This is a genomic window from Mycobacterium sp. (genome assembly GCF_019247635.1).
GTDB lineage: Bacteria > Actinomycetota > Actinomycetes > Mycobacteriales > Mycobacteriaceae > Mycobacterium.
This window is the reverse complement of the sequence record NZ_JAFBAR010000020.1, coordinates 1-13,587: the sequence shown is the minus strand read 5'-3', so window position 1 is coordinate 13,587 and position 13,587 is coordinate 1. Positions and strand designations below refer to the sequence as shown.

Here is a 13,587-nt window from a genome sequence, read left to right as displayed (position 1 = left end):
CACTGACATCTTTATCCGCGCGAGTGGCCGCTGCGCCGTCTGCCGCTCACAGGTGTCGCCGGCGTGGAAAGAATTCCAGCGAGAGCAACACGAATATTAGCGGAACGACTTGTGCCATCGAGATCAGCGCGTATCGCCGCTCATCTAGCGCATGGAACTTGTGCACGTAGTGGTCCAACGATTCCAGCCTGATCAACGGGTCAAAGATATGAAGCACGCTGTGAAACAGGCGTTCCAGCTTGCCTCGTGGTTCCTCGTCCAAAATGTCCGGAAAGGCCGCGAACGATAACGAAACCCGCTGTGCGCCAGCGATCTTAGCGGCGGCGATCATGTCAACACTGAGCCGCTCGTCGATCCCGTTGGGGGCACCGCGACGGCGCCACGGTACGTCGAGGGAATAGTCGCTGCCGCCGCCTGCGATCGCATAACGATGAAAGCCCTGCACCCGGCCAAACGCATCCCTCGCGATAATCAGCTTCATCCCGGGGTATCGCCCCTCCAGCACGCCGTCCAGGCTCATGGCAAAACCGCGATCGGTGTGCGCCCCCTTCGGCGACGCCAGCAACATTTCTCTCAGCTCCGCGCGCTGCCTCTCGCCCAGTTCCTGCTCGTCGACGATCTCGGTCGTGATGCCGATGTTGTACGTGTGGTGTTCGGCCTGCCGCAGATTGCGGAACTTGCGCCCCGTCATGTCGAAGGCACCGACCTCGACGACGACGTCGCGGCCGATTGGTATGGGCCGCAACGGTTGTCCGAGCGCGGCGCCATCGCCCCACAGCGGGAGTCGCCGCTGGCTGCACCCCACTACAGCGATCCGCCAGCCGTGGGTGTGACACGTCGCGGCGAAGTCGGCAACCAGTCCGGCGAATTGGGTCTCGTCACCGATCGGGTCGCCGCTGACCGCCGCGAATCCCATCCGGGTCCGGTAGGCCAGGGCCGCAGCGCCAGACGCGCTGAAGTGGTAGCACTTGCCTGTCTGCATGACGAACGGTGCCAACGGATCTCCGCTGGTGGCGTTGACCAATCCCCAGATCCGAGAAAGGTCGTCGGGTCGCGGCCGCGCCGACGTCGGCCACATCAACACCAGTCCCGATCCGACGACCAGCGCGTCACCGAGCAGATCGATGGACAGCACGTGGGCACTGAGACCAGCGGTCAGCACCAACATCGCCGCCGTCGCATGCATCGCCGTCACCGGACGGCCGAGGAAGATGCCGCGAGCGATCAGCGTCACCGCCGCCAGCACGGTCAGCGACCATCCCGGCCGGTTTCCTGCGATCAACCAACATGCCGCGCCGAGCACGGCCGATGCCCCAACCCATCGGGCCCCGCGTGAATCCAGGTGAACGACAACGCGTTCGCCCAGCCCCGGTACGACGCTGACGGGCGGTTGGCTCACCCTCACCTCCCGATGCGCTGAATTAGCCGCCTACAGGCACGTTACGCCCGTATCTATCGGCGCGGAGGCGGAAAGTATTTCAATACGCCTTCCTGAACCACCGTGGCGATCAGCTGTCCGGACTGGTCGAAGAAATGCCCGGTGCCCAGCCCCCGCGAGTCCGCGGCCACCGGGGACGACGTCGAATACAACACCCAGTCGTCGAAGTTGACCTGTCGGTGAAACCACACCGAGTGGTTGGCGGACGCCGCAAAGATGCGATCGAAGCCCCAGGACAACCCGTGGGTGGTGATGACCGAGTCGAGCACCGTGGTGTCCGATGAGTAGACCATCGTCGCTGTGTGCAGCACGGGGTCGTCGGGCAAAGCGCCCAGCGCCTTCACCCAAACCCGGTTGTACGCAAGGCTTTCCCCCTTGTCCCGCATCACCCAGGCCGGATCATTGGTGTAGCGCCACTCGATCGGTTGCAGCGCGTTGACGAAGTGTGGCACGGTCTCCTCATAGCCGCGCAACAACTCACCGATGGACGGCTGGGTATGCGGCTTCGGTACCTCGGGCGGCTGAACGGCATGCTCCAATCCGCGGCCGCCGGACATGTAAGAGACCATCGCCGTCGACAACAGCACGCCGTCCTGGACCGCGTCGACGCGGCGGTTGGCGAAGCGTCGTTCATCGCGCAGCCGGACGACGTGGAATTCGATGTCCTTCGACGTATCACCGCCGTTGACGAAATGCACCGACAACGCGCTGGGCGGTAGTTCGTCACGAGTCAGCGTGCGGGTGCTTGCGACGAACGACTGCGCCATGAGCTGCCCGCCGAACGTTCGCATCGGGTTCTTGCTGGGATGGGATCCGACGAATAGATCGTCGGCTTTGCGGTTGAGGTCTAGTGCCGCCAGCAGTTCCTCGAAATCGGACAATTAAAGGTCGTCCTCGCCGACCCGGTGCACATGGATCAGGTTGGTCGAACCCACCGTGCCGGGCGGCGCGCCGGCGACGATAACCACCAGATCGCCCCGCTTATAGCGGCCGAGTTCGAGCAGCGACTTGTCGGCCTGGCGGATCATCTCGTCGGTCGAGTCCATCTTCGGCACGATGAACGTTTCGGTGCCCCAGGTCATTGCGAGTTGACTGCGCACCTCCGGCCACGCGGTGAAGGCCAGCAGCGGGAGCGGAGTATGCAGGCGCGCCAGCCGTTTCACGGTGTCCCCCGACTGGGTGAACGCGACGAGTGCCTTGGCGTCGAGGCGCTCGCCGATGTCACGGGCGGCGTACGAGATCACCCCTCGCTTGGTCCGCGGCACATGCGTCAAAGGCGGTGCGGCCGTGGAGTTTTCCTCAACCGCGCAGACGATCCGCGACATCGTTCGCACCGCCGCGAGAGGATACTTCCCCACCGATGTTTCCCCGGACAACATCAAGGCGTCGGCGCCGTCGAGCACCGCGTTGGCAACGTCGGAGGCCTCGGCCCGCGTCGGCCGCGAGTTCTCGATCATCGAGTCGAGCATCTGGGTCGCTACGATCACGGGTTTGGCGTTCTCCCTAGCCATTTGGATGGCCCGCTTCTGCACCAGCGGAACCTCTTCCAGCGGCAGCTCGACGCCCAGGTCGCCGCGGGCCACCATGATCGCGTCAAACGCCAGGACGACGGCTTCCAGGTTGTCGATGGCCTCCGGCTTCTCCAACTTGGCGATCACCGGAACGCGACGCCCGATTCGATCCATTATTTCGTGCACGAGCTCGACGTCGGACGGCGAACGCACGAAGGACAGCGCGACCAGATCGACGCCGAGGTTGAGGGCGAAGGTGAGATCCTCGACGTCCTTGTCCGACAAAGCCGGAGCCGACACGTCCATCCCGGGCAGCGACATGCCCTTGTTGTTGCTGACGGGGCCACCCTCGGTGACGGTGCAGACGACGTCGTCGCCGTCGATGCCGTCGACGATCAGTCCGACCTTGCCGTCGTCGATCAGGACCCGGTCGCCCACGGCGGCGTCCTGCGCCAGCTTCTTATAAGTGGTGGAAACCTTGTCGTGGCTGCCCGGGCAGTCCGCAACGGTGATGCGGACCGTTTCACCGTCGGCCCAGTAGGTCGGCCCAGTCGCGAAGCGCCCCAGCCTGATCTTCGGGCCCTGCAGATCGGCGAGGACACCGACGGCGCGGCCGGTTGCGTCGGAAGCGGCCCGGACCCTGTCGTAGGACACCTTGTGGTCCGCATAGTCGCCGTGGCTGAAGTTCAGCCGGGCGACGTCCATTCCGGCCTCGACCAGCGCCAAGATCAGGTCGTCGCTGTGAGTGGCTGGCCCAAGGGTGCAGACGATCTTTCCGCGTCTTGTCACGACGCCCTAGCATAGTCGCGCTCGTTGTCGGCGGGGTTCCGAGCTTGTGACGCTTTGAGCACCAAGGTCGCACCGTTGTTCACCACGCCGCGCAGGCCGGCGATCCGGCCCGCGTCCCGCGGCTACCCGCTGATCGTCGGAACCAACGGAAAACCCGGCAGGTTCCGCAACACCGTCCAAGCCACCGTCGCGGTGACGATCGTCACCATCGCCGGTATGGTAAACGCCGGCCGGCCAAGCCTGCGCCGCACAACCACCCAGGCGATCAGCAGCGGGATGCCGACCAACGCGAAGACATTGTCGTTGATGGCGGCCGGCAAATGAAGGTGCAGCAGATCGTTCGTCATCCGGAGACCGCCACAGAATGGGCAGTTCCAGCCGGTGGCCCACTTGAACGGACACAGCGGGTATGCCGAATCGGTCTTGTGGGGGTCCTCTAGCGCGATGTAGCCGAGCGTCCCGGCCAGCAGCACACCCGAAGCGGCCGCGCCGTACGTACGACCATGGTCGTGCCGGGTGGCCCGATCAGATGCCATTGCGCAGTGGGCGGCCCTGCGGGTCGCGGACGTCGTGAATCGTCACGGTCTTCAGCATGCCAGATCGAACCCGCTCGTGCCGGAGCCCGATAAAGCCGGTGCTATCGGCGACTTCTCCGTCTGAAGCTCCACCGACGCCTCGACTCGACGGTGGCCGACGGCTTTTCCGTGTCGGCATCCCGCGCGGCTTGGCTGTCGGCCTGCTCGTCAGCCGGTTCTTCGGAGTCCGGGGCGGATTCCTCGGCTTCCGATGCTGGCTCGCTTTCGCCATCCCCTACCACGACGTCGGGGGCGCCGGACTCTTCGCCTTCACCCGCCTCGGCGCCAGCGTCCTGTACGTCCGAATCAGCCTCGTATTCTTCATCTTTCGGCTCTACCGAGTCAGACTCGTCGACATCGGTCCGCTCAGCAGCTGACTCGCCGTCGGACTCTTGAGTATCAGGCACTTCGGTGTCGGGTTCTTCGGTGTCGGGTTCTTCGGTTTCCGGCTGTGCGTCGTCGGGTTCTTCGGTGTCCGGCTCTTCCGGCTCTGCGGCGTCCGGCTCATCGGCCTGATCGTCGTCGGCCGCAGGCTTCGGAACCTGAGCTTCCATTGGCGTAAACTCTGGCGCCTCGGGCTCTTTGGCCTCTTCGGCCTGTTGGATTTCCGGCTCGGCGGTGTCCTCGGGCTCGTCCGCGTCTTCGGCCTCTTCGGTTTCTGGCTCGGCGGTGTCCTCGGGCTCGTCGGCCTTTCCGGCATCTTCGGTTTCTGGCTCGGCGTCTTGAGGCTCTTCGGCTGATGGCTCCTCGGCCCCAGCTTCATCCGCCACGGCGTCCGAAACTTCAGGCTCCACAGCCTCGGACTCCACCACTTCGGCCTCTTCAGTCCCGGCCTCTTCAGCCTCCGGCGCTTCCGCCTCTTCAGTTTCGGCTTCCGCCGAGGTGCCCTCAGGCTCTTCGCCCTCAGGCTCGTTCGCTAAACCCTCCACGGGTTCCGCTTCGTCGGGCTCGGTCTCGGGGTCGGGCTCGGGAGCATCGCCCGCAGTCCCCGCGTCTCCGCCAGCAGCTGCCGCAACGGTCGCGGGCTCAGGCTCTGGTGCCTGGGTGCCACGTAGGCTCGCTGGCTCCTCGCGCCCCTTGGGCGCCACAAGAAAGTAGACGATGGCACCGATGAACACGAAAGTCGATGTGAAGGAATTGACTCGGATCCCCGCAATGTGCGTGGCCGTGTCGTCACGAAGCAGTTCGACAACGAAACGACCGGTGCAATAACCCGCAACGTAGAGGGCAAACAGTCGCGCATGACCCAACGTGAACCGCCGGTCGATATAGATCAGTGCAACGAAAACCAGTACGTTCCAAATCAATTCATAAAGAAACGTCGGCTGTACGACATACGCCAGCTGCCCGGTGGAGACGCCGTCGAGCGAATGCACGTCCTCGAAGCCCGCGGGGTCCCGGCGATAGAAGACCTCCAGGCCCCACGGCATCGTGGTCTCCCTGCCATACAGCTCTTGATTGAAATAGTTTCCCAGTCGACCGATGGCCTGCGCCAAAACCAGTCCGGGAGCAAGCGCGTCGCCGAAGGCCGGCAACGGAATTCCACGCCGCCGGCACGCGATCCACGCGCCGACACCACCGAGGGCCACGGCGCCCCAGATACCCAGGCCCCCATCCCAGATTCGCAACGCTGCGGCGAGCCCGGCCCCACCCTGTCCGAAATACGTCCTCCAGTCGGTGGCCAAGTGATACAGCCTGCCTCCGACCAATCCGAAGGGCACGGCCCACAGCGCGATGTCGTAGACGACGCCAGGCTCGCCGCCACGCGCCGCCCAGCGTCGGTCCGTGATGAGCAACGCAATCACGATGCCCGCAATGATGAACAACGCATAAGCGCGAACTGGCAACGGCCCCAGGTGCCAGACGCCCTGCGACGGACTGGGGATATAAGTGGGCAACATGCTCAACACGCCGGCACCCGTTGGCGCACACCGGTAGCCAACTCTTCGGTCAGCGCACGCAGACCGGGCAAGCCGTCACCCAGCGCCGATACCAGCGCCGACCCGACGATGACGCCGTCGGCATAGCCACCGATCTGCGCCGCCTGTTCGCGCGACCGCACGCCCAGGCCGACGCCGACGGGTATCTCGGACACCGTCTTCACCCTGGCCACAAGCTCAGGGGCGGCCTGCGAGACTGCGTCGCGGGCCCCCGTTACCCCCATCGTCGACGCCGCGTAGACGAATCCGCGCGACGCCCCTACCGTGGTCACCAAACGCTCCGGCGTCGATGACGGCGCCACCAGAAAAATGCGGTCCAATCGATGCTCCTCGGATGCCACCATCCACTGTTGTGCCTCTTCGGGAATCAGATCAGGAGTAATCAGTCCATGCCCACCGGCGGATGCCAGATCGCGAGCAAACGCGTCAACTCCGTAGCGCAGCACAGGATTCCAGTATGTCATCACAACCGCATGTCCGCCGGCCGCGCTGATGGCGTCGACCGCGGCCAGGGTGTCACGCACACGCACCCCGCCGCGTAGTGCCGCTTCTGTCGCCCTGGCGATAGTCGGTCCATCCATCCCCGGGTCCGAATACGGCACCCCGACTTCGACTATGTCACAACCACATTCGACGAGCGCTGTCATCGCGGCCACCGACGTCGGCACGTCTGGGTATCCGGTGGGCAGATAACCAATCAGCGCTGCGCGATTGTCGGCACGACACGCCTCGAAAACCGGCCCCAGCCTGCTCTGTCCCACCGTCATCTCAGGTCCGATCGCCCGCCGCCTCCGCCGTCCGCTCCGCGGACCGTATCGTCGCCGGACCCTAACAGACCAAACCACGTGGCGGCCGTTTCCACGTCCTTGTCGCCGCGGCCCGACAGGTTCACCACAATGACGGCACCGCTACCCAACTCGGCACCCAACTTGAGGGCGCCAGCCACCGCGTGTGCGGACTCGATGGCCGGGATGATGCCTTCCGTCCGGCACAGCAGGCCGAATGCGTCCATCGCCTCGGCGTCGGTGATCGGCTGATATTCGGCGCGTCCGGTCTCCCTGAGGTAAGCGTGTTCCGGGCCCACCCCCGGATAGTCCAGACCCGCTGATATCGAATGGGATTCGATAGTCTGCCCGTCCTCGTCCTGCAGCAGGTAGGAGAACGATCCCTGAAACGCCCCCGGCGACCCTCCGGTGAATGTCGCTGCGTGCCTGCCGGTTTCGACGCCATCGCCGGCCGCTTCGTACCCGATCAAGCGCACCTCGGGATCGTCGAGGAAAGCGTGAAAGATCCCGATGGCGTTGGATCCTCCACCGACACATGCCACGACGGCATCCGGCAACCGACCGACCTGCTCCTGGATCTGGGTGCGTGTCTCCAAGCCAATGATCCGCTGGAAATCACGCACCATCGTCGGGAAGGGATGCGGTCCGGCGGCGGTGCCGAAGCAGTAATAGGTTTTGTCGGCGTTGGTGACCCAGTCCCTGAACGCCTCGTTGATGGCGTCCTTGAGTGTCTGAGAACCGGTTTCGACCGAGACGACCTCGGCGCCGAGCAACCGCATCCGGGCCACGTTGAGCGCCTGTCGCGCGGTGTCGACGGCACCCATGTAAATGACGCACTCAAGCCCCAGCAGCGCGCAAGCGGTGGCCGTGGCCACGCCGTGCTGACCGGCGCCCGTCTCTGCGATCACCCGCGACTTGCCCATTCTCTTGGCCAACAGGGCTTGACCGAGCACGTTGTTGATCTTGTGAGAACCGGTGTGGTTCAAGTCTTCCCGCTTGAGGAAGATACGGGCCGAACCGGCGTATTCGCCGAGTCGACTGGCCTCGTACAGCGGAGACGGCCTGCCGGCATAGTGCGTCTGCAACTTATCCAGGGTGTCAAGAAAATCCGGATTGACGCGTTCCTTTTCGTAGGCGGCAGTGACCTCCTCGATCACCGCCATCAAGGCCTCCGCGACGTAACGTCCCCCGTAAACGCCGAAATGGCCACCCGGGTCAGGATCGTGGCGGGTGGGTTCTGAGACAGCGGCACTCGTACGCGGAAGGTCCGGACGGGCTAAATCTGCCATCACCAAGGCTCGATGCGCACGCGGCTCATCAACGGTCAGCGAGCCGGTTTCGGGCAGGACGGATGGGTTCCGGCAGTGACCAGATCGGCAACGGCGGCACGGGGGTCGCCGCTTTTGATCAGACCCTCACCGACGAGCACAGCGTCCGCACCCGCGCCGGCATACGCCAATAGATCCGCCGGCCCACGCACACCGGATTCGGCGATCCTGATCACCTTGCTGGGCAGCCCCGGGGCGATTCGCGAGAAGCAATCCCGGTCGACCTTGAGCGTCTTGAGATCCCTGGCGTTGACCCCGATTACGTTCGCTCCGGCCTTCAGTGCGCGGTCAGCTTCCTCTTCGGTGTGCACTTCCACGAGGGCGGTCATGCCGAGAGATTCGGTGCGGTCCAGCATCGACACGAGCGCCGACTGATCCAACGCGGCGACGATAAGCAACAGCATGTCGGCACCGTGCGCGCGCGCCTCGTGGATCTGATAAGGCTGCACGACAAAATCCTTGCGTAACACCGGAATCGACACCGCTGCGCGCACGGTGTCGAGATCGTCGAGTGAGCCCTGGAAACGCCGCTCTTCGGTCAGGACACTGATGATGCGGGCGCCGCCATCCTCGTAGGCGCGGGCAAGTTTTGCCGGGTCGGAAATCGCCGCCAGCGCACCCGCCGACGGGCTGGCCCGCTTGACCTCCGCGATGACCCCGATTCCGGTTTCCCGCAAGGCGGCCATTACGTCGAGCGGTGGTGGCGCCGCGGCCGCGGCGGCCTTGATCTCGGACAGGCTCACGCGCGCTTCGCGCGCAGCAACGTCGGCCCGGACTCCCTCGATGATGGAGTCAAGCACGGTTGCCGGACACATCCTGTGGCTTCCCTTCCCGCGGTCACCCAACCGGTCCCCAGCCGGTTTCGACGACGTCCCTGAAGGGTAGCGACCTACGGCGCACCGTCCGTCACCGACCCTCGGTGTTGACTCCCGTGTCCGAATCGCGTGGTCGATCGGTCGGGTCGCGACCCTCGTCAAGCGCATCCCACATCATCCGCTCCGACATTTGGGTCTGCGTCTCGTCCGCGCGCTGTGCGGCGTTCGCCCGTCGGGCCGCGGGCGCTGCATACTTCGTCGTCGTGGCGGTGTCCGCCGGCGCACAAATCGAAGCCACACGCATCAGCAAGCCGGCCGCGACCACCGCGCACACCGCTCCGACGAGCGCGGCGACGGCGCCGGCATAGTGCCGTTCGCTCCCCACCAGCGTCATCACCGGGAGGTGGGCGAGATCGGCGCCGCGCGCGGCCACATCCGGTACGACCCACAGGCTGATCGCGAGATAGCCGACCGCGAGGCTTGCCATCGCCGACAACACCGCCAACGCGCGCAGCGCCCAGCCACGCACCGCGAGCGCCGCGATGGCGGTGGCCAGCTGCAGCACCGCCATCGGCAGCAAAGCCGTCGACCAGGAGGCGCCGGACAGCGTCACCGACTTCGGCGGCCCCAAACCGTCGAATGCCCGGACGACCACCCACGGCAGCCGCGACGCCGTCCACACCGCCGTGGCGCCGAACACCAGCAGCAACTGCGCGATCCCGATCGTCAGGCGGCCGGGCCTGGTTTCAGCCACTATGGCCCCTGCTCTGGCCGCCGTCGGGAGAGGTCAGCGTCTCGGCGGCGGCGATCGCATTCAGCACCGCGCGCGCCTTATTGCGCGCTTCGTTGTATTCGTAAGTGCCGTTGGAGTCGGCGACCACCCCGCCGCCGGCCTGGACATAGGCCGTCCCGTCACGCATCAGCGCGGTGCGGATGGCGATCGCGAAGTCGGCGTTACCGGCGAAGTCGAGGTAGCCGACCACGCCGCCATACAGGCCGCGACGCGTCTTTTCGACCTCTTCGATCAACTCCATGGCCCGGACCTTCGGGGCGCCCGAGAGTGTGCCGGCCGGGAAGCAGGCGGTCACCGCGTCCAGAGCGGTGTGGCCCGCACTGAGCGCTCCGGTCACCGTCGAAACCAGGTGCATCACGTGGCTATAGCGTTCGATGTGGCTGTAATCCTCCACGCGGACAGTGCCGGGTGTGCAGACCCGGCCCAGGTCGTTACGACCCAGGTCGACCAGCATCAGGTGCTCGGCCAGCTCTTTGTCGTCGGACAGTAGCTCCTTTTCCAGTAGCTGATCCTCTTCGTCGGTGTCGCCGCGCCACCGGGTTCCGGCGATCGGGTGCGTCGTCGCCCGCCCGTCGTGCACCGTGACCAACGCCTCAGGACTGGACCCGACGATCGAAAAGTCAGTCGCGCCATCACTATTCGGTACCTGCAATAGATACATGTAGGGACTCGGGTTGGTGACCCGCAGTATCCGGTACACGTCGATCGGATCGACGTTGGTGTCCATCTCGAAGCGCTGCGACGGCACCACCTGGAAAGCTTCCCCTGCGGCGATCTGCTCCACCAGGTAGTCGACGATCTTGCCGTATTCCTCCACGGTGCGCTGCGCGGCGTGTCGCGGCTCCGGCTTGCGGAACGTGGCGACCGTGGAGGGTAGCGGCTGACCGAGCGCCGCGGTCATCACGTCCAGCCGGGCGATCGCGTCGTCGTAGGCCCGGTCGACCCGCTCGTCAGTGCCGTTCCAATTCACCGCGTTGGCGATCAGGGTGATGGTGCCCTCATGATGGTCGACCGCCGCGACGTCAGTGGCCAGCAGCAGCAGCATGTCCGGAAGCTGCAGGTCGTCGACGGCCAGTTCCGGCAAACGCTCCAGCCGGCGCACCATGTCGTAGGCGAAGAAGCCAACCATGCCGCCCGACAGCGGCGGCAGGCCCGGCATGGGTTCGGTGGCTAGCAGCTCGAGGGTGGCTGCTAACGCTGCTAGCGGGTCGCCCCCGGTGGGCGCGTCTTTGGGTACCGTGCCCAGCCAGACCGCTTGGCCGTCGCGCACCGTTAACGCCGTCGGGGCGCCGGCCCCGATGAAGGACCACCGGGACCACGAGCGGCCGTTTTCGGCGGACTCCAGCAAAAACGTCCCCGGACGGTTGGCGGCGAGCTTGCGGTATGCCGACAGTGGAGTCTCGCTGTCGGCCAAGACTTTGCGTGTCACCGGAACCACCCGATGCTCGGCCGCCAGCACGCGGAATTCCACACGTGAAGTTGTGGCGGCAAGGTTGGCGGGCATGGCACCATTTTCGCAGACGGGGGTCGCCCGGCCCGCCAGCACGCTGGGCGTAGCCTGGCGGCCATGAAAACTGGTGACACGGTGGCCGATTTCGAACTTCCCGATCAGACTGGGAAACCGCGCAAGCTCAGCGAACTGCTGGCCGACGGGCCCGTTGTGCTGTTCTTCTACCCGGCCGCCATGACTCCGGGCTGCACCAAGGAAGCCTGCCACTTTCGCGATTTGGCGAAAGAATTCGCTGCGGTCGGCGCCAACCGGGTCGGCATCAGCACCGATCCCGTCGAGAAGCAGGCGAAATTCGCCGACATCCGGAAGTTCGACTATCCGCTGCTATCGGATGCCGACGGCACCGTAGCCACTCAGTTCGGCGTCAAGCGCGGTCTGCTGGGCAAATTGATGCCGGTCAAGCGAACGACCTTTGTCATCGACACCGATTACAAGGTGCTCGACGTGATTTCCAGCGAAATCAGCATGGACAGCCACGCCGACAAAGCGTTGGAGAAGCTGCAGGCGCGGTAACGCCCCCTGCGCGAGCAGGCGCGGTAACGCCCCCTCCGCGAGCAGGCGCAAAAGCACCCAAAATCGCAGCGATTTGGGTGCTTTTGCGTCTGCTCGCCCCACCTGGTCTGCTCGCCCGACCTGGCCTGCTCCCCGACCTCGCCGCCCAGTCACGGGCTGATCGCAAGAAACACATATGCGGCGAGCACCACCAGATGCAGCTCGCCCTGCAGGCGGGTAGCCCGCCCGGGGACCACGGTCAGCACGCTGATCACGACGGTGAGCACCAGCAGCGCCAACTGGGTGGCGCCGAGGCCGAGCACCAACGGGCCCGTAATCCATATGGACGCGAGCGCGATGGCCGGAATGGTGAGCCCGATGCTCGCTATTGCGGAGCCGTAGGCCAGGTTGAGGCTGATCTGGATGCGGCCTTGGCGTGCCGCGCGCACCGCCGCCAGTGTCTCGGGAAGCAACACCAGGGCCGCGATCACCACGCCGACGAACGAATGCGGCAATTGCGCAGCCCTCGCCACCCGTTCCAGGGCAGGCGATTCCGCTTTGGCCAAACCCACTACCGCGACCAGCGCGGCGAGTAGCAGCCCGAGGCTTGCCAGCGCCGCTCCATTGCTCGGCGGATCGGCATGCCGCCCGTCCTCGAACACGAATTCTTGGCCTTCTTGCGCAACCGGCAGGAAAAAGTCGCGATGCCGCACAGTTTGGGTGAAGACGAACAGCAGGTAGAGCACCAGTGAGGCGATCGCGGCAAAGGCGAGCTGGCCGGGGGTGAATTCCGGGCCCGGATAAGTGGTGGTGAAGGTGGGCAGCACCAAGCTGAGTGACGCCAGCGTGGTTACCGTGGCCAGTGCGGCGCCGCTGCCCTCGGCATTGAACACCGTCACGCCATACCGCCGGGAACCGAGCAGCAGTGACAAACCGGCGATCCCGTTGGTGGTGAGCATTACCGCCGCGAACACTGTGTCCCGGGCGAGCGTGGTCGCCTCGGTCCCGCCAGACGCCATCAACGTGAGGATGAGCGCGACCTCGATGATCGTCACTGCGACCGCGAGCACCAGTGATCCGAGCGGCTCGCCGACCCGGTGCGCGACCACCTCGGCATGCTCGACGGCCGCCAGCACGGCCCCACCCAGCAGCACCGCCTCCGCCAACGCGGGTAGCGTTCCGATCTCCTCGCCCCACGTCAACGCCAGCGCGATGAGGGCAAGCACGGGCACGGCGACGGTCCAGGACACTCGTTTCAGCATCGCCCGCCATTCTGGCCGACGTCAGCATATGTGGCGCGATCAGCCACCGGGCACGCCTTCCGCGGCCTGGAATCGGACGTCGCCCGGGCGTCTGCAGGCTCGGATCAACCGGCGAATCATATTGAACGGCAGTATAATTCGGTACACATACAGCAGGACTTGACGAATAGAGCTATGCCACAACCGATTACGTTACCCCACACGCTCAGGTGCCATAGCTGCCGGAACCAGAGGACTGTGCCGGCGGGCCGCCCCGGCCCCGTCCGGCGGCGCCGGATCTCATATTGCTCGGGTACTCCGCCGATCACCTCAGTAGCATGCACCCATGGCACTAAGCGAAGGCCTGGCA

The 13,587-nt window shown here is 65.3% G+C and carries 12 protein-coding genes; 1 reads left to right on the top strand and 11 read right to left on the bottom strand.

Annotated elements, in window-relative coordinates; genetic code table 11:
- Window positions 1-46: 46 nt before the first annotated feature.
- The 10 genes from JO236_RS03260 to JO236_RS03215 form a co-directional block, all read right to left on the bottom strand.
- Window positions 47-1,399, bottom strand: a complete 1,353-nt coding sequence (locus tag JO236_RS03260; protein WP_416362139.1) for a bifunctional lysylphosphatidylglycerol flippase/synthetase MprF — start codon at window positions 1,397-1,399, stop codon at window positions 47-49.
- A gap of 53 nt (window positions 1,400-1,452) precedes the next feature.
- Complete coding sequence (locus JO236_RS03255; protein WP_293324650.1) at window positions 1,453-2,319, bottom strand: acyl-CoA thioesterase II; 867 nt, start codon at window positions 2,317-2,319, stop codon at window positions 1,453-1,455.
- Window positions 2,320-3,738 (bottom strand): pyruvate kinase, encoded by a 1,419-nt coding sequence (gene pyk, locus JO236_RS03250; protein WP_293324648.1) that lies wholly within the window; start codon window positions 3,736-3,738, stop codon window positions 2,320-2,322.
- A gap of 122 nt (window positions 3,739-3,860) precedes the next feature.
- Window positions 3,861-4,274 (bottom strand): DUF2752 domain-containing protein, encoded by a 414-nt coding sequence (locus JO236_RS03245; protein ID WP_293324646.1) that lies wholly within the window; start codon window positions 4,272-4,274, stop codon window positions 3,861-3,863.
- A 101-nt stretch (window positions 4,275-4,375) separates the two neighbouring features.
- Window positions 4,376-6,214: a prolipoprotein diacylglyceryl transferase gene (locus JO236_RS03240; protein WP_416362141.1), complete on the bottom strand. Its 1,839-nt coding sequence runs from the start codon at window positions 6,212-6,214 to the stop codon at window positions 4,376-4,378.
- Between the two features lie 2 nt (window positions 6,215-6,216).
- Entirely contained in the window at window positions 6,217-7,020 is an 804-nt protein-coding gene (trpA, locus tag JO236_RS03235; protein ID WP_293324643.1) for a tryptophan synthase subunit alpha, read from the bottom strand.
- The gene (trpB, locus tag JO236_RS03230) at window positions 7,017-8,327 is read right to left on the bottom strand and encodes a tryptophan synthase subunit beta (RefSeq protein ID WP_293324640.1); all 1,311 of its coding nucleotides are present in this window, start codon (window positions 8,325-8,327) and stop codon (window positions 7,017-7,019) included. The genes trpA and trpB overlap by 4 nt, the downstream gene beginning before the upstream one ends.
- A gap of 35 nt (window positions 8,328-8,362) precedes the next feature.
- Window positions 8,363-9,181 (bottom strand): indole-3-glycerol phosphate synthase TrpC, encoded by an 819-nt coding sequence (trpC, locus tag JO236_RS03225; protein ID WP_293324638.1) that lies wholly within the window; start codon window positions 9,179-9,181, stop codon window positions 8,363-8,365.
- Between the two features lie 91 nt (window positions 9,182-9,272).
- Window positions 9,273-9,935, bottom strand: coding sequence for a TIGR02234 family membrane protein (locus tag JO236_RS03220; protein ID WP_293324635.1), 663 nt, complete (start codon window positions 9,933-9,935; stop codon window positions 9,273-9,275).
- A complete protein-coding gene (locus JO236_RS03215) occupies window positions 9,928-11,478 on the bottom strand; it encodes an anthranilate synthase component I (RefSeq protein ID WP_293324633.1) in 1,551 nt (516 codons plus the stop codon). The genes JO236_RS03220 and JO236_RS03215 overlap by 8 nt, the downstream gene beginning before the upstream one ends.
- Before the next feature lie 63 nt (window positions 11,479-11,541).
- On the opposite strand from JO236_RS03215, the gene JO236_RS03210 reads away from it, so the two are divergent.
- Window positions 11,542-11,997, top strand: coding sequence for a peroxiredoxin (locus JO236_RS03210; protein WP_293324630.1), 456 nt, complete (start codon window positions 11,542-11,544; stop codon window positions 11,995-11,997).
- A gap of 149 nt (window positions 11,998-12,146) precedes the next feature.
- On the opposite strand, the gene JO236_RS03205 is transcribed toward JO236_RS03210, so the two are convergent.
- A complete protein-coding gene (locus JO236_RS03205) occupies window positions 12,147-13,238 on the bottom strand; it encodes a calcium:proton antiporter (protein ID WP_293324627.1) in 1,092 nt (363 codons plus the stop codon).
- Window positions 13,239-13,587 lie beyond the last annotated feature (349 nt).